The organism is Lichenihabitans psoromatis (assembly GCF_004323635.1).
GTDB lineage: Bacteria > Pseudomonadota > Alphaproteobacteria > Rhizobiales > Beijerinckiaceae > Lichenihabitans > Lichenihabitans psoromatis.
Genome location: NZ_CP036515.1, coordinates 4,261,585 through 4,282,173, shown reverse-complemented (window position 1 = coordinate 4,282,173; position 20,589 = coordinate 4,261,585). Strand labels below are relative to the sequence as shown.

The 20,589-nt window shown below is 63.8% G+C and carries 22 protein-coding genes; 9 read left to right on the top strand and 13 right to left on the bottom strand.

Annotation, left to right across the window (positions count from 1 at the left end; genetic code table 11):
- Window positions 1-106: 106 nt before the first annotated feature.
- From EY713_RS20050 to EY713_RS20035, 4 genes are all read right to left on the bottom strand, one after another.
- Window positions 107-1,000 carry a lysophospholipid acyltransferase family protein gene (locus tag EY713_RS20050; protein ID WP_131118529.1) on the bottom strand — a complete coding sequence of 298 codons (894 nt, stop codon included), beginning with the start codon at window positions 998-1,000 and terminating at the stop codon, window positions 107-109.
- Between the two features lie 98 nt (window positions 1,001-1,098).
- The gene (locus EY713_RS20045; RefSeq protein WP_131118527.1) at window positions 1,099-1,581 is read right to left on the bottom strand and encodes a GNAT family N-acetyltransferase; all 483 of its coding nucleotides are present in this window, start codon (window positions 1,579-1,581) and stop codon (window positions 1,099-1,101) included.
- Window positions 1,582-1,585: 4 nt separating this feature from the next.
- Window positions 1,586-2,308: a tRNA (adenosine(37)-N6)-threonylcarbamoyltransferase complex dimerization subunit type 1 TsaB gene (gene tsaB / locus EY713_RS20040; protein ID WP_131118525.1), complete on the bottom strand. Its 723-nt coding sequence runs from the start codon at window positions 2,306-2,308 to the stop codon at window positions 1,586-1,588.
- A gap of 19 nt (window positions 2,309-2,327) precedes the next feature.
- Window positions 2,328-2,897: a NifU family protein gene (locus EY713_RS20035; protein ID WP_131118523.1), complete on the bottom strand. Its 570-nt coding sequence runs from the start codon at window positions 2,895-2,897 to the stop codon at window positions 2,328-2,330.
- A gap of 197 nt (window positions 2,898-3,094) precedes the next feature.
- Here EY713_RS20035 and EY713_RS20030 point away from each other — a divergent pair, with 197 nt between their 5' ends.
- The 8 genes from EY713_RS20030 (at window position 3,095) to EY713_RS19995 (ending at window position 10,993) form a co-directional block, all read left to right on the top strand.
- Window positions 3,095-3,685 (top strand): TetR/AcrR family transcriptional regulator, encoded by a 591-nt coding sequence (locus tag EY713_RS20030; RefSeq protein ID WP_131118521.1) that lies wholly within the window; start codon window positions 3,095-3,097, stop codon window positions 3,683-3,685.
- A 114-nt stretch (window positions 3,686-3,799) separates the two neighbouring features.
- Window positions 3,800-4,294, top strand: coding sequence for a 5-(carboxyamino)imidazole ribonucleotide mutase (gene purE, locus EY713_RS20025; protein WP_131120004.1), 495 nt, complete (start codon window positions 3,800-3,802; stop codon window positions 4,292-4,294).
- Between the two features lie 56 nt (window positions 4,295-4,350).
- Window positions 4,351-5,382, top strand: coding sequence for a 5-(carboxyamino)imidazole ribonucleotide synthase (locus EY713_RS20020; RefSeq protein ID WP_245573038.1), 1,032 nt, complete (start codon window positions 4,351-4,353; stop codon window positions 5,380-5,382).
- A gap of 40 nt (window positions 5,383-5,422) precedes the next feature.
- Complete coding sequence (locus EY713_RS20015; RefSeq protein WP_131118516.1) at window positions 5,423-6,388, top strand: 2-hydroxyacid dehydrogenase; 966 nt, start codon at window positions 5,423-5,425, stop codon at window positions 6,386-6,388.
- A 105-nt stretch (window positions 6,389-6,493) separates the two neighbouring features.
- Window positions 6,494-7,381, top strand: coding sequence for an AprI/Inh family metalloprotease inhibitor (locus tag EY713_RS20010; protein ID WP_131118514.1), 888 nt, complete (start codon window positions 6,494-6,496; stop codon window positions 7,379-7,381).
- Between the two features lie 147 nt (window positions 7,382-7,528).
- Window positions 7,529-9,262 carry an ABC transporter permease gene (locus tag EY713_RS20005; RefSeq protein WP_131118512.1) on the top strand — a complete coding sequence of 578 codons (1,734 nt, stop codon included), beginning with the start codon at window positions 7,529-7,531 and terminating at the stop codon, window positions 9,260-9,262.
- Between the two features lie 60 nt (window positions 9,263-9,322).
- Window positions 9,323-10,639 (top strand): ABC transporter ATP-binding protein, encoded by a 1,317-nt coding sequence (locus EY713_RS20000; RefSeq protein ID WP_131118510.1) that lies wholly within the window; start codon window positions 9,323-9,325, stop codon window positions 10,637-10,639.
- 18 nt (window positions 10,640-10,657) lie between these two features.
- Entirely contained in the window at window positions 10,658-10,993 is a 336-nt protein-coding gene (locus tag EY713_RS19995; protein WP_131118508.1) for a hypothetical protein, read from the top strand.
- Window positions 10,994-11,005: 12 nt separating this feature from the next.
- On the opposite strand, the gene EY713_RS19990 is transcribed toward EY713_RS19995, so the two are convergent.
- Both EY713_RS19990 and EY713_RS19985 read right to left on the bottom strand, forming a co-directional pair.
- On the bottom strand, window positions 11,006-12,013 hold the full coding sequence (locus tag EY713_RS19990; RefSeq protein ID WP_425374325.1) for a S1C family serine protease: 1,008 nt from the start codon (window positions 12,011-12,013) through the stop codon (window positions 11,006-11,008).
- A gap of 55 nt (window positions 12,014-12,068) precedes the next feature.
- Window positions 12,069-12,746, bottom strand: a complete 678-nt coding sequence (locus tag EY713_RS19985; protein ID WP_131118504.1) for an MBL fold metallo-hydrolase — start codon at window positions 12,744-12,746, stop codon at window positions 12,069-12,071.
- A 194-nt stretch (window positions 12,747-12,940) separates the two neighbouring features.
- On the opposite strand from EY713_RS19985, the gene EY713_RS19980 reads away from it, so the two are divergent.
- On the top strand, window positions 12,941-13,465 hold the full coding sequence (locus EY713_RS19980; RefSeq protein WP_131118502.1) for a metallophosphoesterase family protein: 525 nt from the start codon (window positions 12,941-12,943) through the stop codon (window positions 13,463-13,465).
- A 51-nt stretch (window positions 13,466-13,516) separates the two neighbouring features.
- On the opposite strand, the gene EY713_RS19975 is transcribed toward EY713_RS19980, so the two are convergent.
- The 7 genes from EY713_RS19975 to EY713_RS19945 form a co-directional block, all read right to left on the bottom strand.
- Complete coding sequence (locus tag EY713_RS19975) at window positions 13,517-15,124, bottom strand: aldehyde dehydrogenase (NADP(+)) (RefSeq protein WP_131118500.1); 1,608 nt, start codon at window positions 15,122-15,124, stop codon at window positions 13,517-13,519.
- A gap of 86 nt (window positions 15,125-15,210) precedes the next feature.
- Window positions 15,211-16,134 (bottom strand): dihydrodipicolinate synthase family protein, encoded by a 924-nt coding sequence (locus EY713_RS19970; RefSeq protein ID WP_131118498.1) that lies wholly within the window; start codon window positions 16,132-16,134, stop codon window positions 15,211-15,213.
- 118 nt (window positions 16,135-16,252) lie between these two features.
- Window positions 16,253-17,266, bottom strand: a complete 1,014-nt coding sequence (locus EY713_RS19965) for a S1C family serine protease (protein ID WP_245572808.1) — start codon at window positions 17,264-17,266, stop codon at window positions 16,253-16,255.
- Between the two features lie 88 nt (window positions 17,267-17,354).
- Complete coding sequence (locus EY713_RS19960; RefSeq protein WP_165491205.1) at window positions 17,355-17,960, bottom strand: M15 family metallopeptidase; 606 nt, start codon at window positions 17,958-17,960, stop codon at window positions 17,355-17,357.
- A complete protein-coding gene (locus tag EY713_RS19955; RefSeq protein ID WP_131118494.1) occupies window positions 17,950-18,945 on the bottom strand; it encodes a site-specific tyrosine recombinase XerD in 996 nt (331 codons plus the stop codon). Before EY713_RS19955 ends, EY713_RS19960 begins: the two co-directional genes overlap by 11 nt.
- A complete protein-coding gene (locus EY713_RS19950; RefSeq protein ID WP_413771115.1) occupies window positions 18,942-19,103 on the bottom strand; it encodes a histidine kinase in 162 nt (53 codons plus the stop codon). The genes EY713_RS19955 and EY713_RS19950 overlap by 4 nt, the downstream gene beginning before the upstream one ends.
- Window positions 19,104-19,164: 61 nt before the next feature.
- The gene (locus tag EY713_RS19945; RefSeq protein ID WP_131118492.1) at window positions 19,165-20,538 is read right to left on the bottom strand and encodes an ABC1 kinase family protein; all 1,374 of its coding nucleotides are present in this window, start codon (window positions 20,536-20,538) and stop codon (window positions 19,165-19,167) included.
- Window positions 20,539-20,589 lie beyond the last annotated feature (51 nt).

The following is a 20,589-nucleotide window of genomic DNA, read 5'->3' as shown; positions in this document are numbered from 1 at the left end:
CGGGAAGCGGTTCGGTCATTACCTCTGAGGGGCCTCGCGGGGTGTGGTTGCCGGTCGCCCCGCATGTCGAGAGGCGCTCCGATGCACCACCATCGTGGCATTCATCCTACGCTGTTTCCACGCCGATGAGAACAGCTTGTGGCAAGCCCGTTGCATCGGTCGTGCCTGCACTGGCCGCAGCGGTTTCGGCGCGACGGGCGGGGCGGCCCAACAAGGCAAGCCCGGTGATCGTCCGAACCGCGCGCTCGGCTTGAGCGCCGACGCGCTTGCGATCGCTGCTCCGGCTGACCGCAATGGCTCGGTCGAACTGGATGTCGCAGTCGATCGGGCCGCCCGTCACCATGCCCCAGAGATGGGGCAGAAGGGTCATGTCACCATACCATGCGATCCGATGCCGACCGTGGCGGCCGAGAGGCATGCCGCTGCTGCGCGTGTAAGCGATCGAGACGGGCTGGACCGCGATATCATCGAGCGAGGCGTCGAGTTGCAGCGCCACTTTCGCGGCCTCGAAATGCGAGGTCATAAACCGCATGATTCGGTTGCCGTCGCCGGTGGTGCCTTCAGCGAACAAGATGACGCTGCGCCGTTCAAGGAGCGCGAGCGCGATGCTGCGGTTGGAAGCCGGGATGCCTCGCCGCCTTGTCCGGTCGATAAAGATCGCGCCTTGCGACTTGGCCAGCCGCCCGAGGATCGGCCAGGTGCCGACCTCGCGCTTGGCAATGAAGCAGACCGGCTCGTAGCAACCCATCGCCGGAATATCGAGCCACGAGACGTGGTTTGGCACCAGCAGGCGAGGCCCACTCGCGGGGGATCCGACAAAATGCGGCCGCAGGTTCACGATCCAGCACAACGAGCGGCAGAAGAGAACCGGGATGCGCCGGGCGATCGGCCAACCGAACCGTTGAGCCAGCAGCTGCAGCGGAGCCAGAATTGCGACCGCGTTCACGAGGACGACGACCAGCAGTGCCAGCCTGAAGACACCCGCGACGATTCGCTCCATGGTTGCCACCTACCGATAAGCCTGCGCGACGCCTCGCGCCGCAACGGGGATCAGCTTAGGGATCGACCTCTAAGGCATTGTGACAGGCCCGGCCCGAATCAGCCGATCGATCGGCGCAGAACGAGAGCCGCTCCCGCGACCTCGCCCGGCTTCGCCGTGTAATAAGACGGCCGCCTCCCGACCTCCGTGAACCCAAATGCTGTATAGAGCGCGCGCGCCGCCCGGTTGTTTTCTGCGACTTCGAGAAACAAGACGGCGATGCCGGCGCTCCCGAGGTGGCCGAGATGTCGCTCGAGCAGGGCCCGCCCGATGCCGCGTCGGCGTGCCGTCGCCGCGACAGCGATGGTGAGGATTTCGGCTTCGCCCGCCGCACCGCGCGACAAGACGAAACCGAGCAACTTTCCCGATTGACCATCGTAAGCCACCTCCCCGAACGACGACGATGCGACGATCAGACGTTCGAAGTCGAAGCTCGACCACCCATGCGGGAAGCTCGCGCCGTGCAGGTCCGCGCAGTCGGCGGCATGACCGACATTCAGTGGTGTGACGATGGGGCGTGTCGCACGTCCGAAGAGCGCCACGGATCTACTCGACGCGGGCGATGACGCCGTTGGTTTGCGGCTTGGCGTCGGGCGGGCGGATGTAGAAGGGGCGGGGCAGGGCGCGGACCGGATCGGCCAGCAGGCCGAGCCGCGCCACGAAGGCGATGTCCGGTGTCATGCTTTTCTCGTCGATTTCGGCGTTGATGCCGAGCGACCAGGCTTCGATGGCCAGCATGGTGGCGCCCGACCCGACCAGCCGGATCGGCCCTTGGCCCACGGCTCGAATAGCCTCCTTGACCGACAAGATGGTGGCGCCGAGTTGGGTACCCCCATCCACCGAGAAACTCTGCACGTAGACATTGCCGTGATGCGCGTCGATGGCGGCCACGATGGTGGGCCGAAACCCCGATGCGATCGCCGGAGCCGCGAGAGCCGACAGCGTCGAGACGCCCACGACCGGGATTTTACAGGCGAGACCGATGGCCCGGGCGGCCGCGACACCGACGCGGATGCCTGTGAACGAGCCAGGCCCGATCGTGACCGCGACCCGCGTCAGTGCCGCAAAGCCGCCGTCGATCTGCGACACGACGCGATCGATCAACGGCACCAGCGCTTCCGCATGGCCTCGCGCCATGGCCATCGCTTCGAAAGCGATGGGCGCGGGTTCGCCGACATGCGAGACGCAGGCCGAGACGGCCGACAATGACGTGTCGATCGCGAGAACCAAAGCCGGCGACGTTTCGTCCACAGCCGCCGTTTCGGTCATTCTTGGTCCTGCCTTGCGATCAGATCTGCTCGACGGCTTGAACGGCCGGCACGAAATGCTTCAATAAATTCTGGATGCCATGCTTCAGCGTCGCGGTCGAGGACGGGCAACCCGAGCATGCGCCCTTCATGGTCAGGTAGACGATGCCGTCCCGGTATCCCTTGAAGGTGATGTCGCCACCGTCGCCGGCGACGGCCGGGCGAACGCGCGACTCGATCAGTTCCTTGATCGTATCCACCGTTTCGACATCGTTCGGATCAAAAAATTCCTCGTCGCTCTCGGTCGAAATCGCAGTGGCGTGAACGCCTTCGTCGGTCAGCGGCGCGCCGGAGGTGAAATGCTCCATGATGGCGCCGAGGATCGCCGGCTTCAGGTGGGGCCACTCGCCGCTCGCCTTGGTGACCGATACGAAATCGGCCCCATAGAACACACCCGAAACGCCGTCGATCGAAAACAAGGCGCGCGCCAGTCCCGACTGCTCCGCTGCCTTTGCGTCGCGGATGTCGAGTGTGCCGGCCGGCATCACGGTGCGGCCGGGCAGAAACTTCAAGGTGGCGGGGTTGGGCGTGGTTTCAGTTTCGATGAACATGAGGTCCTCCAGCCGGTTCAAAGCCGGCCTTCAGCTTGAGAAATGTCGACTGCTCCATGGGCAGGCGCAGATCGAGATATGGCCGCGGCGCGCCTCAAAATCAATCAACTTGCGAGGTTTGGGGCCCGACGATGCGATCTCGCCACTCGACGCAATGTCCCATTCAACTTATTCCTGAGGTGGCGATTGGATAGAGTATGGCGAGACCACGGGAATTCGACACACATGACGCGCTGATGAAGGCTTTGACGCTGTTTTGGCGCAATGGCTACGAGGGCACGTCGATCACCGATCTGACCGGCGCGATGTGCATCACGCGGCCGAGCCTTTACGCAGCTTTCGGCAACAAGGCGGATCTGTTTCGCAAAGCCATGGGCCTCTATGAGCGGACCTATCTGGGCTTCGCGGCCGAGGCGCTCGACGAGCCGACGGCTTATCGTGTCGTTGAACGGTTGCTCGAGGGCCATGCCGATCTCGTTACGGCCCCGTGTAATCCCAGCGGATGTTTCGGCATCAACGGCGCCTTGGCCTGTTCGGAGGAAGGGGCCGACATCCAGCGCGACCTGGTGGCGCGGCGTCGTTTTACGGAACTCGCGTTGCAGGACCGTTTGGACCGCGCGGTGCGCGAGGGGGATCTTCCGGCCGGCGTGGTCCCGTCGGACCTCGCTCACTTTATCACCACCGTGACTCAGGGCATGGCGGTTCAGGCCAAGGCGGGCGCTACGCGCCAGCAACTCACGGCGTCGATCCGCATGGCCTTGCGGTTGATGGCGCCGACGACCCGGTAGCCGGCGGCTCGTTTCGGCCCGGGCGGGGAGGCCGAGCCGTGTCTTGCTCCCCTTTGCCGCTTCGGTTAAGCGGAAAGACTGAATTTCTCAGCCGGAGTGCGCCAAGTGGACCGCATGCGTGCGCCCGTGGCGCTGATCATGGGAAGCCAATCGGATTGGGCGACCCTCCGCGCGACAGCCTCGACGCTCGATGCGCTCGAGATCGGCTTTGTCGCGTCGATCGTGTCGGCGCATCGGACGCCCGACAGGTTGGTGGCCTTTGCCAAGGGCGCGCGCGACAACGGCGTCAAGATCATCATCGCGGGAGCGGGCGGGGCCGCGCATCTTCCCGGCATGACAGCCGCTTTCACGCCGCTCCCGGTGCTTGGCGTCCCGATCGAGAGCAAGGCCCTATCCGGTCAGGATAGTTTGCTGTCGATCGTGCAGATGCCGGCCGGCGTTCCCGTGGGGACTCTGGCGATCGGCCGCGCCGGAGCCATCAACGCCGCAGTTTTAGCAGCATCGATCTTGGCGCTCAACGATCCCGCACTGGCGACGCGCCTCGACGCATGGCGTGCGGCTCAGACGGCGGCCGTGGCCCAATCCCCGAGCGATGAGCCTGCGCCGTGACGGTTCTGGCGCCCGGCGAAACGATCGGCATCCTCGGCGGCGGGCAATTGGCGCGAATGCTGGCCATGGCGGCGGCGCAACTCGGTCTCAAGGCGCATATCTTCGCGCCAGAAGCCGATAGCCCGGCATTCGAGGTCGCTGCCGCCCACACGATCGGGGATTATACCGACAAGGCTGCCTTGACGGCCTTCGCGGCTGCGGTCGAGGTCGTCACCTACGAATTCGAGAACGTGCCGGCCGAGACGATCGCGATTCTCGATCCGCTAGTGCCGGTCCGCCCCAATCGCAAGGCGCTCGAGACGACGCAGGATCGGCTCGTCGAAAAGCTCTTCATCCGTGGGATCGGGCTTGCGACCGCGCCTTTCGCCTCGGTCGAGGATGCCGGCGGGTTGGCACGCGCCGTGGCGCAACTCGGCCGTCCCTCCATCTTGAAGACCCGCCGCTTTGGTTATGACGGGAAGGGGCAGGCGACGGTGCGGGAGGGATCGGATCTTGCCGTTGTGTTCCGCAGCCTCGGACAAAAGGCGATTCTGGAAGGCGTGGTTCCCTTCGTTCGGGAAGTGTCGGTGGTGGCGGCACGCGGGCTCAGCGGCCAGTTCCGGGCCTTCGACGTGTGCGAGAACGCGCATCAGCACGGCATTCTGAGCACGACGCGTGTGCCGGCCGCGATCGGGGCCGAGACCGAGGCCGAGGCCATTCGCATGGCCCGCGCTCTGGTGGATGCGCTCGACTATGTCGGAGTGCTGGCGGTGGAATTGTTCGTCGTGCCGGTTGCTGGGCAGTCCGGCGTCGAAACGCTGGTCGTCAATGAGATCGCGCCCCGCGTTCATAATTCCGGGCATTGGACACTGGGCGGCGCGGTGACGTCGCAATTCGAACAACACATTCGCGCGATCAGCGGTTGGCCGCTGGGCTCGACGCAACGGTATGGCCGGATCCTGATGTCAAACCTCATCGGCGACGAGGCGGATGCCTGGCTCGAAGTCTTGTCCGATGACGGCGCAAGCCTGCACCTTTATGGTAAGGCGGAAGCCCGGCCCGGCCGGAAGATGGGTCACGTGACGCGGGTCTATCCCGAGAGCGTCTGACACGACGCGACACTTAAGAAAAACGACACGGAGGTTTGCGATGCCCAATTCCGTTCTGATGCCTCGGCCGCTGACGGCGTCCGGAATCAGCCAACTCGAGGCAAGACTGCCGGTCGTCAAATTATGGGAAGCGGCCGATCCGGAGGCGACCCTCAACGCCGTCGCGCAAGACATTCGCTCGATTGCGGTCGTCGGCCATGGGGCCATCGACGGCGCGCTGATGGGCCGGTTGCCCAATCTCCAACTCGTGGCGAACTTCGGCGTCGGTTATGATGCGGTCGATACAGCCTGGGCGGCCCAGCACGGCGTGATCGTGACCCACACGCCGAACGTCCTGAACGAAGAAGTGGCCGACACCACCTTGGGGCTGATCCTCAACACCGTTCGTGAATTGCCGGCCGCCGAGCGCCACGTGCGGGCCGGCCAATGGCTCGACAAGCCGTTCCGTCTGACCTCCAGCCTGCGGGAGCGGACGGTTGGCATTCTCGGCCTTGGACGTATCGGGAAAGCGATCGCGACGCGCTGCGAGGCTTTCGGACTTCCGGTCGTCTACACGGGACGCTCGGCGCAGGCTGGCGTGCCCTATCTCTTCTATCCCACCCTCGTCGGGATGGCGGAAGCCTGCGATATTCTCGTCGTCATCGCACCGGGCGGCGCCGCGACCCGCAACATCGTCGATGCCGCGGTGCTCAAGGCCCTCGGCCCGAACGGCATCCTCATCAATGTGGCGCGCGGCTCGCTGGTCGACGAGGCTGCCTTGATCGAAGCTCTGCAAAACCACACGATCCTGGCTGCCGGCCTCGATGTCTTCGCCGACGAGCCCCGCGTCTCGCAAGCTTTGCTGGATCTCGAGAATGTGGTGCTGCTGCCGCATGTCGGCTCGGCGTCTCAGCATACGCGCAAGGCGATGGAGCAGCTCGTCGTCGACAACATCTTATCGTGGGACTCGGGCAAGGGTCCGCTGACGCCTGTGCCCGAAACCCCATGGTCACCGAACAAAGGCTGAGATCTCGCGTTTGTTGCCCGATGTGGTCTTGCCCTCGTGATCAACGAGCCTCTAGGTATCGTTTTTTCAAGATCGTCGGCCCTCGGCACCGCAAGGATCTTCCGCATGATCAATCCAGCTTTTCGGCCGATGACGCTGCTTGCAGCCATCAAGGCCTTCAGCATCGCCGTGGCGGTGCTCTGCGCCGGTACGCCGGTTCAGGCCGCCGCTCCGGAAGACGGGATGGCGATGCAGGATGCTGGAACGTGGGACATGTCCTTCGAAAAAGGCAACCGGCGCTGCCGGGTCAATCTGACCGCAACCGCGGTCACAACCGGTTACGCCATTACGATGCCGGCGGGATGCCACCGGGCTTTCCCGACCCTGGCGACCGTGCGGGCCTGGGTTCCGCAGCCGGGTGATCATGTGGTGCTGCTGAGCGACGCCGGTCAGCCAGTGCTTGATTTCGGTCCGGCTGGCGGTCCGTCGCTGTCGGCCGTCGCATCGGAGCAGGACGTCTACAAGCTGACGCCGACCGACCAGGCGCGGCAAGCGGCGCTCAGCATCGTGACACCGGACAGCACCGCACCGGCCGACCTGCCGCCGGACCCGTCGATGGTGGTTGCGGCGCCCCCGACGTCGTCATCGCGCGCCGTCGATCCTGCGTCGATTGCGCCTGTTCCGTCCAAACATCTCGCGGCTCCGGTCCGGGCCGTGTCGATCGGCGAGGTGGCCGGCGGCTATGCGGTTGTGCGCCAGGGGAAGGACACCGGTTGCATGGTCACGCTCGACGACAAGATGAAAGGCGCCAAGACGGGGCTTCGCGCCAAGCTTGCTCCCGCCTGCCGGGACCAAGGGATCGTGATTTTCGATCCGGTCGGCTGGCAGATCATCAAGGGTCAGTTGGTGCTGACAGCCAAAAAAGGGCACACGGCCGAGCTTAGCCTGCAGGAGGACGGCACCTGGGCCAATGCGCCGGCCAAGGGTCGGCCGCTGGTGCTCAAGCGACTGTAAGTCGTCCGCCACACGCGCAGGCAAGAGTTTTTGCAACAGGCGTTGTGCAATGGCTGATGTGCTCGTCATCGCAGTGTTCTTCGTGTCGCGGATGCGATAGGGCACAGCTCGCCGCCTCTTCGAACACTCCCACGAAACAGAGCCCCGATGGCAACTAGATTCGTGCCTTTTACGTCGCTCGGCCGTCGGGCCATGCCGAACCAGTGGGACGTCGTCGCTCTGTCGCTGATCCTCGGCGCATTCGTGCTGATCGTGCATGCCGGTCGCGGCATGGTGGTGCCGCTTCCGGCTCCGAACACGACGCCGATCACCCTCGACTATGCCTATCTGCCCTATTACGCGCTGCGGACGACCTTGCGGATGTTTGCGGCCCTTGCGGCCTCGCTGCTGTTCACGATCACCTACGCGACTATTGCGGCGAAGAGCCGTCGCGCCGAGATGGTGCTTGTCCCGCTGCTCGACGTGCTGCAATCGGTCCCGATCCTCGGATTCCTTTCCTTCACGGTCACGTTCTTCCTCAACCTGTTCCCGGGCAGCGTCCTCGGCGCCGAATGTGCCGCGATCTTCGCGATCTTCACCAGCCAAGCCTGGAATATGGCCTTCTCGTTCTACCAATCGCTTCGGACGGTCCCGCCCGACCTCGACGAGGTCGCGACCGGGTTTCGGCTGTCGGGGTGGCAGAAATTCTGGCAGTTGGAGACGCCTTTTGCGATCCCGGCCCTCATCTGGAACATGATGATGTCGATGTCGGGTGGCTGGTTCTTCGTCGTTGCGGCTGAGGCTATCACGGTCGGCGACACCACCATCAAGCTTCCGGGCATCGGGTCCTATCTCGCGGTCGCGATCGATCAGAAGCGGATCGATGCCGTCCTGGCCGCCGTCGTCGCGGTGCTGGTCGTCATCCTGCTTTACGATCAGGTCATCTTTCGTCCGATCGTGACCTGGGCGCAGAAGTTCCGGGTCGAGCTCTCGGCATCGGAGGAGACGTCCTCTTCCTGGGTCCTCAACCTGTTGCTTCGCACCTCCTGGTTGCGCTCCGCGATGGTTCCGGCCGGAAAGGCTTTCGATTGGTTCACCAGCTTACGGCTGACCTTGCCGGTGTTCCGCTCCAAGCGGGTCGAAGCCAAGGGGACGTCCCGCGCGATCGACGTGGTCTGGTTCTGCCTCGTTGGCGCGCTCGCGATCTATGCGATTTGGGAGACGGTCCATTTCGTTTCCGCCACGCTCTCGTGGGGTGACCTCGGCCAGACGATTGTCCTGACGCTCTTCACGATGCTTCGGGTGGTGTTGCTGTTGCTGCTCGCGACCCTGTTCTGGGTGCCGGTCGGCGTCTGGATCGGGCTACGCCCCCGAATCGCCGAAATGGTGCAGCCGCTGGCGCAATTCCTCGCAGCCTTTCCGGCCAATGTGGTGTTCCCGATCGCCGTTATCGGCATCCTGGCGTTCCATCTCAACCCCGATATCTGGCTGAGCTTTCTGATCATCTTCGGAACGCAATGGTACATTGTCTTCAACGTCATCGCCGGAGCATCGGCCTATCCGAACGATCTTCGCGAGGTTGCCCGCAACTTCAAGATCGGCGGCTGGACCTGGTGGCGCAGCGTCATCCTGCCGGGCATTTTCCCCTATTACGTAACGGGGGCGCTCACGGCGTCGGGCGGATCGTGGAACGCCGCGATCGTGGCCGAATATGTGAAGTGGGGGAATGACAAAGTGGCGGCGCATGGGATCGGCTCGTATATCGCGCAGGCGACCGAAGCCGGAGACTTCCCCAAGATCGTGCTCGGGGTCGCGGTCATGTCGATCTGTGTCATCTTGTTCAATCGTCTGTTCTGGCGGCCGCTGTTCGGCTTTGCGGAACGCCGGCTTCGTCTGTCATGAGACCCGCGCCGATGGTCTTGTCGGTGCTGTTCGCCACACCCGTGTTTTGGAGGATGCCTCATGCTGGATAACGCCGCCGCGCCGCTGCTCGAGGTTCGCAACGTCACCCAACGTTATAAGGGGTCGAGCCAGAACGATGACGGGCCGCCCGTTCTCGAAGGTGTCTCGACATCGCTGGCCTCGGGCGAGATTGTCGGCCTGCTCGGCCGCTCCGGCTGCGGGAAATCGACCTTGCTGCGGATCGTCTCCGGTCTCATCACCCCGTCCCAAGGCGAAGTCGTCTATCAGGGCGCGGTGCTGAAGGGACCGGCCGACGGCATCGCCATGGTGTTCCAGAGCTTCGCCTTGTTCCCCTGGCTGTCCGTCTTGGCCAATGTGGAACTCGGCCTCAAGGCGCTTCGCGTTCCGGCCGAGGAGGCCCGTCAGCGGGCGCTCGCGGCCATCGATCTGATCGGGCTCGACGGTTTCGAATCGGCTTACCCGAAGGAATTGTCGGGCGGCATGCGTCAGCGCGTCGGGTTCGCTCGCGCGCTTGTCACGCATCCCAACATTCTCTTGATGGACGAGCCCTTTTCGGCGCTCGACGTGCTGACGGCCGAAACGCTCCGCAGCGACCTCGTCGAGCTCTGGACCGAAGGCCGTATGCCGATCAAGACCATCCTGATGGTGACGCATAACATCGAGGAAGCGGTGTTGATGTGCGACCGCATCTTGGTGCTGTCGTCGCATCCGGGGCGGATCGCATCGGAGATCCGGGTCACGCTGCCGCATCCACGCGACCGTCTCGATCCCGAATTCCGGCAATTGGTCGACAACATCTACGCGCTGATGACGCGGCGCTCGACCTCGAAGCAGCCGGGGCGTGATGGCTTGTTTCCGGGGTCCGGCATCGGTCTCGTCCTGCCGGAAGTCTCGACCAACTCGCTCGCGGGTCTGCTCGAAGAGGTCGCGGCCGCCCCCTATAACGGCAAGGCGGATCTGCCGCATCTGGCCGACTCGCTGCAGATGGAAATCGACGATCTCTTTCCGGTGGCCGAAACGCTGCAATTGATGCGCTACGCCGAACTCGAAGAGGGCGACATAAAGCTCACGGCCGCGGGACGACGCTTTGCAGATGCCGAGGTTGATGTCCGTAAGAAATTATTTGGCGACCACCTTCTGGCCTATGTGCCGCTTTCGGCCCGGATCAAGCGCGTGCTCGACGAGCGCCCCTCTCACAATGCGCCGGCCTCTCGCTTCCGCGAGGAACTGGAAGATTACATGTCCGAGGAATATGCGGAGCGCACTCTTCGCACCGCGATCAACTGGGGCCGCTACGGCGAACTCTTCGCCTATGACGAATCGGCTCAGTCGTTCAGTCTCGAGGACCCGCATTAAACGCGATCGGACATTGGTATGAACGCGTTCACGCTGCTTCAACTCGGCTCGGCGACCGCCATCTTTATCGCCGCCGCGAGTGCGGCCAAATCCTGGGCTCTCGAGTCGACGCCGGGCAAAGTGGTGCTCACCATGGCGCTCTACACAGTCGGCAATCTGCTGATGCTGCGCCTGATCAAAGAATTGGGGATGGCGACGGCGTTCAGCCTGTCCGCCGTCATCCAGCTGGTGGCCGTCAACGTCGTCGCCATCGCGTTTTTCGGCGAGCGGGTTGGCACGATCGAGAGCGTCGGCATCATCCTCGCCATCGTGGCCGTCGCGCTGATCACGCTCGGTCCCAAATTGAGCAGCTGATCGTCAGAAGTGTTACGCCCGCTCGCGCGGACTGACCCAGAACCGACGCGGCTCCGCGCGACGCAACACATCGAGCGGCACCGTTCGGTCGATCGTTCCCGCGTCGAGCATCCGCACGAGATCGTCGGCGCCCGTCACGGTTCGACCGTCCAAAGCCACCACCATATCGCCGGTCAGTAAACCGGCATGGTCGGCCGAAGACTTTAGCTCGACGGCCGTGATCACGGCCCCATGTGTCTGATCGAGGCCCAGCCGCAACGCCGTTCGCCGGGGCAGGGCGCTAGTTCCGGCTGCGATCCCGATATGGCCGCGCCGCACGCGCCCGTGACGGACAATCTCGCCGAGTACGAAGGATGCCGTATTGGCCGCCACCGCGAAGCAGATGCCTTGCGCCCCTGCGATGATCGCGGTGTTGATGCCGATCACCTCGCCCGCCGAAGACACCAGTGGGCCACCGGAATTGCCAGGGTTCAGCGCCGCGTCGGTCTGGATCACGTCTTCGATCAGCCGGCCTGATTTCGCGCGCAGCGACCGACCGAGCGCCGAGACGACGCCGGCCGTGACGGTCGCGTCGAAGCCCAGCGGATTGCCGATCGCAATCGCCATCTGGCCGCGTCGCAGGACCTTGGAGTCGCCGAGGCGGGCGGCCGGAAGCGTGATGTCGGCCTCGACCCGAAGAAGAGCCAGATCCGTATCCGGATCGTCGCCGAGAACGCGTGCCGTTAGAACACGGCCGTCGAGTGTTGTGACGTCCGCGCGGCGCGATCCTTGGACCACATGGCTGTTGGTGAGGATCAAGCCATCGGGCGACACGATCACGCCGGAGCCGGAGCCCCCGGCGCTGCCATCGCCACGCTTGACATCGATGCGGACGACGCTCGGGCCGACACGATCGACCACATCGACGACCGCTTGCGAATAAGCGTCGAACAGAGCGGTCTCGCTGAGCGACGATGGAGCGGCGGGTTGGTGGCCGCCCTGTGGATCCGTGTCGAGCACGGAGAGCATGTTTGTCATCATGATCGACGATATGGGAAACCGTCGACACGGCTGAAAGAGCCTGTGGCGTTATCGGTTAACGCGACTCGCGGAGCACCACGATCTGCGTGGTCGCCGGCAGGCTCCCGGGTTCGATCGTGATCGACGAGCCTTCGATCCGCTGGACGGTCGAAGCGGGATGTCGGCTCAAAAAAGTCTCGACCGGCTCGATCGCCAGGACGCCGTCGGGGCTCCAGTAATGCATCGGAATGACGATCTTCGGGGCGATAGCCGCGATCGCGGCGTCGAGGTCGTCGAGCCCGATCGTCGCATGGGCACCCACGAGGGCCAGCATGATATCGACGGTCCCGGCAAGGTCGCGCAGATCGGCCGCATCGATTGCGTTGCCGACATCCCCCATATGCAGCACGCGAAGACCGCCGAGACTGAAGAGCGACATGGCATTGGCGTCGGGATCGCGTCCGAAGTCGAAGGTCAAGCTTTCGCTCGTCGGAAATGGTTTGATGTGGACGCCTCGTACCGTGTCGCCGCCGCGCGGCAGGTCCATTGCGTTCACGACCGTCGGATCACCGAGAATGTGGCTTGGGTCGGAATGGAAGCGGTCGGTAGCCGAACTCATCAACACGAGGTCGGCCGGCTCGTCGATCGGCTTGAAGCCCGAGCCGCCTCGTCCCGGCGTGTAGGGGTCCGTGATGATCACGAACGTTGGTGTTTCGAGCCGGAAGCTTGCATGGGCATAGAACGTGATCTTCATCGCACGGGCCCTTCTGGCTCATGTTCAATGCGAGCTTCGACGTCGACGCGTTTGTCATCGACCGACGCCATCGACTTATGCGGCTCAACGTGTTGATGACGCCGATACACATCGTCTTGAGCCGCCGACATCCCGGCCCATTTTGTGCTGGATGACGGGACGAACTCAGATCCTCAACTCGCGATGAGCGCTTTATGACGGTTTTCTTTACGAGCGATACGCATTTCGGCGATCCGCGCGCTTTGCGCTTCGATCATCGCCCGTTTCTCGACCTCAACCTGCATGATGCCGGATTGATCGATCGTTGGAATGCCGCCGTTTCGGCAGACGATCTTGTGTGGCACCTCGGCGATTTCGCTCTCGGGCCGACACCGGACCGCGTGGCCGAGATTTTCGGAGCGCTGAACGGCGAGAAGCATCTGATCGTCGGGAATAACGATGGGCCTGCGACGCTGGCGATCCCTGGCTGGGCGTCGCAGCAACACTATGCCGAAGTGACGGTCGACGGCACGATGTTGGTGCTGTGTCACTACGCGTTTCGAACATGGAACGGCATGGGGCGCGGGTCGCTCAATCTCCATGGCCATTCGCACGGCGCGCTTCGCAAGGCCCCGAAACAATATGACGTCGGCGTTGACGTCTGGGATTTTCGCCCCGTGACGCTGGAGGATATTCGGACGACACGTCGTCGGGCCGTGGCCGCAACCTCAGAACGATAGAGCAGGCGCCTGTCTGCCGGCTCTTCTCGAGCCGGCAGACAGGCGCATTGGTCAGTCTTTGCCGATGACGCCTTCGATCCGCCGCGGAATCGCCAGCGCATTCGTGTTCTGCAGCGAGACTGGCAGCAAGGCTTCGGCAAGATCCTGATAGCAGACCGGGCGCAGGAAGCGCTCGATCGCGAGACTGCCGACCGACGTGCTCCGCGGATCGGAGGTGGCCGGGTAGGGGCCGCCGTGCACCATCGCATGACAGACTTCGACACCGGTCGGGAAGCCGTTCACCAGAATACGCCCCGCCTTGCGTTCCAACACGGGCAGGAGCGAGCGAGCGACCTCGTGATCGCCGTCGTCCATTTGCAATGTCGCGGTCAATTGACCTTCCAAAGCCTCGGCCGCAACCCGCAAGGAGGCAACATCCGGGCAGCGAACCACCAGCGACGACGATCCAAAAACCTCGTCCCGCAGCCGTTCATCGGACAGGAAGCTCGTCAGATCGGTGACGAACAAGCCTGCGCGGGCTTCAACCGGACCGACTTCGGCTTGGCCGCGTGCCACGGTCTTGACGTTCTCGTGACCCTCGAGTTGCTCGACGCCGCTCTTATAGGCGCTCTGGATGCCTCCGGTCAGCATCGTGAGAGCCGCCGCATTCTGGATCGTGTCCGAGGCCGACGCCATGAAGGCTTCGAGATCCGGGCCGTCGACCGCGACCACCAGGCCGGGGTTCGTGCAGAACTGACCAGCGCCCATCGTGAGCGAACCGATGAAGTCCCGGCCGATCGTCGCGCCGCGCGCCTTGAGGGCCGCCGGGAGGAGGAACAGCGGGTTGATGCTGCTCATTTCCGCATAAACCGGGATCGGCTCGGGCCGGGCTGCCGCGATCGCGACCAGCGCGAGACCGCCGCGCCGCGATCCGGTGAAGCCAACCGCCTTGATGTGCGGATTAGCCACCAGCGCACCGCCGATGGCATTGCCTGAGCCGCCGACGAGGGCGAAGACACCGGCTGGCAATCCGCAATCCTTCACGGCCTGCTGGATCGCCCGACCGACGAGTTCCGAGGTGCCGGGATGGGCCGGATGCGCCTTGACGACGACTGGGCAACCAGCCGCAAGAGCCGATGCGGTGTCGCCGCCAGCGACCGAAAAGGCGAGCGGGAAGTTGCTGGCGCCGAATACGGCGACGGGGCCGAGCGGGATCATGCGAAGGCGGATATCGGCGCGCGGCATGGGCTTGCGTTCGGGCTGGGCACGGTCGATGCGGGCACCGAGCCAGCTTCCCTCCCGGATGACGCTTGCGAAGAGACGCAACTGGCCGACGGTGCGGCCGCGTTCGCCTTCGATGCGCGGTCGGGGCAAGCCGCTTTCGGTGCAGGCACGATCGATCAGGGCATCACCGAGGCCAAGGATGCGGGTCGCGATGGCTTCCAGAAACGCCGCGCGCTGTTCGAGCGTGGTTTCGCGATAGGCGTCGAACGCATCGGCCGCGAGGCTGCACGCCTTGGCGACATCATCGGTGGTGCCGCCCTTGAAGGGCGGGTCGATAGGCTTGGCGGTCTTCGGGTCAACGGCGTTGAAAGCGTTGTCGCGCCCCGCAACGGCTTCGCCGCCGATAAGTAGATCGCCCGTGATCGTGGCGTCCAATGGTGAGCTCGCGTCGTTCATGACGACATCCTTCTGTTGTCGGTGCCTGGCAAGCCCTGACGACGGTTTCGACAAAGGCTCGATGATGTCGGTGCGGCAGCTTGCCGTTATTTACCCCAGCGCAGAACCATCGGGTCGAGGCGTCGTGCGACTTCGATCAATCCGGCGCGTGTCTGCGCGTGCATCGGAGCGAGCGGATGACGCGGCGCGTCACATGCGATGACGCCGCCTTCTTTCATCAACGCCTTGGCGGCAAGAAGGCCACATTGGCGGTTTTCATAATTGATCAGCGGCAGCCAGCGCTCGTAGCCCTGCATCGCCTCTTCGCGCTTACCGGCGAGATGTGCGTGGACGATCGGGCCGATCCCGTCCGGAAATGCGCCACCGGTCATGCTGCCTGTCGCGCCAGCATCGAGATCGGCCATCAGCGTGATGGCTTCCTCGCCGTCCCAAGGGCCTTCGATCGCATCGCCGCCAAGCGCGATGATGTCGCGAAGTTTCGCGGCCGCGAACGGCGTCTCGATCTTGAAATAGGCGAGGTTGGTGATCTCCTTGGCCATCCGGGCCAGGAACGCCGCCGAGAGGACGGTCCCGCTCGCTGGCGCATCCTGCACCATGATCGGAATCGAGATCGCATCGGAGACGCGCTTGTAGAACTCGAAGATGCCGGGTTCCGGCACCCGGAATGTTGCACCGTGATAGGGCGGCATGATCATGACCATCGCGGCGCCCTGATCCTCAGCGCGCTTGCTGCGATCGGCGCAAATGGCCGAGCTAAAATGCGAGGTCGTGACGATGACCGGCACACGTCCAGCCACATGGTTCAAAATCGCGGTCGTCAGATGCTCGCGCTCGGCGTCGCTGAGCACGAATTGTTCGGAGAAATTCGCCAGAAGACAGAGCCCGTCCGAGCCGGCATCGATCATGAAGTCGATGCATCGGAGCTGGCTCGGTAGATCGAGGCCGCCCTTTTCGTCGAACGTGGTCGGGACGACCGGAAAAACCCCACGGAACCGTGCCTCAGTCGCCACGTCGCATTCTCCACCCTGGCTTGATTGGACTGCTTATTAGCCCCTATGGCGCTCCAGTCGAGTAAAATGAGCGCCGATCGCCTCATTTGCGGCAATCGGCGGCATTCGAACGCAATTGTCAGTGCAGACGGGGCATCTTGAGAAAACGTCGGCGATCCCCTGACGAAATTCGCACGTCGAACACATCGCCCTCCCGCTCGAGCGTGAGCGGGACGTCCACGCCGGCATCGCCCAACGCCCAAAGGCGGCGATAAAAGCCCGACAGGCTGTCGATCGCATTGCCATCGACAGCGAGAATGCCGTCACCCTCACGCAGACCGGCCCGCTTGGCCGGGCCGTTGCCGGCGAGGCCGACGACCAGCACCTTGTCGTCATCTTCCGACACGAAGACGCCGAGCCATGGCCGCGAGGGCGAGCGATCGCTCTGATCGAGGATCTGCTCCAAAATCGGCTCCAGAAATTCGATCGGCACCATCATGTTCATCGGGGCGATTTTGCCGTTCGGCGTCTGGTGCTGCAGTTGCAGCGAGCCAATGCCGAGCAGGTCTCCCTTCGGCCCGATCAGCGCCGTTCCGCCCCAATGCGGATGGGCGGGCGCCGTGAAGAACGCGTCCTCGAGAAGATATTCCCAGTAGCCGGCGAATTCCTGACGAGCCAAAACCTTGGCGGTCACCGATTTCGTGCGCCCACCGGCGCCGCCGACCAAAACGCGCTCGCCCGGCATCACACGGGTCGAGTCGCCAAGCTTCAGGGCCGTGACGTTCAAAGCATCCAGCGCTTGAACCAGGCCGAAGCCGGTATTCTGATCGATGCCGATCACATGGCCCGGTACCACGCGCCCATCGACGGTGGTGAGCCAGACTTCCTCGGCTTCCGTGATGAGGTAGCCGATCGTCAGAACGATCCCGTCCTCGCGGATCAGAACGCCATTGCCGGATCGTTCGGTGCCGAGGGTTTCGGCCGTGAAGGCGTCGGTCGGCACCCGTGCCGTCACGGCCACCACCGCCGACAGGGTCCGATCGAGGTCGAACGCATAATCCTCAGCGCGGGGTTGCCCCTGCGTCGGCACTTCCCATTCGTCCCAACTCACGGCCATGCTCTGCTCCTTGTCTTGAGCAATATTGGATCGCATGCTGCGCCTTTGAAGGGGCAACGGGCAAGACGTGTCCAAGCCGGCTCGTCTTCTGCGGCTTCTTAAGGCACATTGGACACCGTGCTGGCTACTCGATGAGGCTGAAGAGCCGCCGCACCTGGTCGGCCGGGAGCGCATCGAAATGCCACCATTCGATCGGCAGATGAAGAAAGCCTGCGGCTTCCATCACGGTCCTGAGCAGCATGCGGTTACGCACCTGAAGCTCCGACAACGCGCCTTGGGCCAGCAGGTCGGCTTCACGCCGTGGCTCCGCCCGCTCTGTGAAATCGTCGAAATCCGTCCCCATGTCGAGCGCTTGCCCGGTTGCATCGATCAGCGAAAGATCGACCGCGAGGCCGAAGCTGTGCACCGAACCGATCTCCGGGTCCGCCACGAACTGCTGCTCCGCCGTTCCCCGCACCACGGCCCAGAACAGGCGTTGGACTCGGTTCGGGCGAAAGCCATCAAAAACTAGTAGGCGAAGATCGGGGCGGATCTGACGCAATGCGACGATTGCCGAGATCAGCTTGGCGGCCGCGATCTCATGCAGCATCAGCCGGTCGAAGCTGTCGTAGATGACGCGGCCAACGAAATTATTCGTCGAGGCATAGCGGAGATCGACGACGATACCGTCGGTTTCGGTCAGGTCGACGAAGCCCGGCGGCGGCACGACCGCATGAGGATCATTGGTCATCTGACCCGAGAGGGTGCAAGTCGCGGACCATCGCGGACGTCCGTTCGTCGAGCACATGCGTGTAGATCTGCGTCGTCGAGATATCCGCATGGCCAAGCAATTCCTGCACGACCCGGAGGTCGGCCCCATGGTGCAGAAGGTGGCTCGCGAAAGCGTGGCGCAGCACATGCGGGCTGATTTCGGCCGACCTGAGCCCCGCAGCGGCCGCCACGGCCTTGAGGTCACGCGCGAAGGCCTGTCGGGTCAGGTAGCCGCTGTCGCTGTCGGCCGGGAAGAGCCAGGGCGACGCGTTCAGGGCCGCACCTTTCGGCTTGGAGGCGCCGATGCTCGCGTAGAGAAGAATGCCAGCTTTCGCTGGGCCGGAGAGAGGAACCAGGCGCTCGCGCCCCCCTTTGCCGCGCACGGCGAGAAAACAATCGATCTTTTGTTCAGCCAACCGCGCAGCCGAGCGGGGTAGGGCGACGAGTTCGGAGACGCGAAGACCCGTGCCATACAGCAGTTCCAGAAGGCAGTTCATCCGGGCTGCGCGCCATCGTTCCCCCCAGGGCCGCTGCTCGTCGTCCAGCCCCTCGCGCGCCACGGCCAGCAGCCGGTCGACGTCGGCGACACTCAACACGGTCGGCAAGGCGCGGCCGCGCTTCGGGGCGCTGACCACCACGGTCGGATCGCCAGGTCGGTGTCCCTCGGTGAAGAGAAAGCGATGGAATTGCTTGACGGCGGACAGACGACGCGCGGCAGACGACGCCTTCAAGCCTCGCCCGACGAGCTCGGCCAGATAGTCACGCGCGGCTTGTGTTTCGGCCTCGATCGGGGCGATGCCCTCTGTCGCGAGAAACGCGCAATAGTCCGTCAGGTCGCGCCGGTATGCCTCGATCGTGTTGAGGGCGGCTCCCCGCTCGGCCGCCATCATGTCGAGGAAGAGGTCGACGAGGCTTGATGCTGAGATCGACCGCGCGTCGCCGATGGGCGTCGGAGCCGCCGTCATTTCAACTTCGCGGGTGGGATGACCTGTTCGATCGGTCGGGGCGTGACCTGAACGAACGTCACAAGCGCAATCATCCCCCCGTAGACGAGCGCCCCCAGAAGGGCGAGGACGAAGAGCAGTCGAAACAGGCTCGGCAATCGCAGCACCTCGGTCGCCAACAGAGCCACCTCACACGGTGCGGCTCTGTCGCAAGCTTAATGCGACCGTGGCGCGTTAGCCTTATTTTTCTCTTACCATGCCGACGGCCGCCAAAGCGGCCGACTGCCGCTTCGCCATGGCGTCCAACGTAAAACCGTCGATCTGCTCGTTGAACAGACGGTAGAAATTCATTTCAGCCCGCAGATGCAGGAACACGCCGCCGAGCCCGACCGCAGCTCGATCCATGAACACAAACTCTCGCGGCACCGTGATGGGACCGAGTTCCTTCAGGGCCTTGTGGACCGCAAAGGCTTCCTTGCGGCCGTAATGACCCGGCTGCACCCCATCAGCGATGGTGCGGACGCGATCGTCCAGAATGGGCCCGTAGATGAATTTAGCCCAAATGTTCAACACGTCGATCAGCGGGTTGCTGAGACCCTTGAAGCCCCAGGTCTCATAAGCATTGACGACACGAGCGCGCTCACCATGCAGCAGCCCTTGGTAGAGATCCACCACGCCGCCTACGAAGCGGGGCGGAAACACGCGAATGCAACCATAGTCCAGCAGGTTGATGCCGTCCGGGACGGGACCGTCCTGGCTCGGCTGCGAGCGCACCGTATAATTGCCGAAATGGGGGTCGCCGTGGATGACGCCGTAGTGGCTGAACGGGAACCACCACGCCTTGAACATCGCGCCGCCGATCCGGTTACGCGTCTCGAGATCAGCATCTTTATAATCGAGCAACTTTTCGCCGTTGAGCCAGCCCATGGTGAGCAGGCGATCAGTCGACAGGCTATCGACCACGTCAGGGACACTGACTTCGGGCGTGCCGTCCAGCATCAGGCGATAAAGAGCGGCGTGTTTCGCCTCTTGCCGATAATCCAGCTCCTCGCGCAGCCGTGCCGCAATCTCCTTCAGGGCTTCGCGGAGGTCGACCGCGGGGCTCATGCGGCGGTGGATCGAAAACAGAACCTGCAATTGCGAGAGATCCGCTTCGACGGCGGAGGGCATATCAGGATATTGCAGCTTGCAGGCCAGCACCTTGCCATCGAGACCGGTGGCGCGGTGAACCTGGCCGAGCGAAGCGGCAGCGGCGGGGCGAAGATCGAAGGCCGCGAAACGCTCGGCCCAGCCGGGGCCGAGTTCGGCTTGCATCCGGCGTTTGACAAAAGCTGCGCCCATCGGCGGCGCGTCGCTCTGCAATTGCTGCAGAGCATCCGCATATTCGGGCGGCAGAGCGTCGGGGATGGTCGCCAACAGCTGCGCGACCTTCATGATCGGTCCTTTAAGGCTCCCCAGGGCTGCCGTCAGGGCGGTCGCATTCGCACTATCGCCGCCGCTCTTCCCGAATAGCCGCGCCCCCGCGATCCGTGCCGCAACGCCGCCTACGTTGGTGCCGACCCGCGCGTAGCGCGCCGCACGGGCCGAAAGCCGGTTTTGTTCCGTGTCGTTCATGAGCCTTGCCGGTCGGAGGATCGCATCGCTGGTGACATGCGGGGCGTGTGC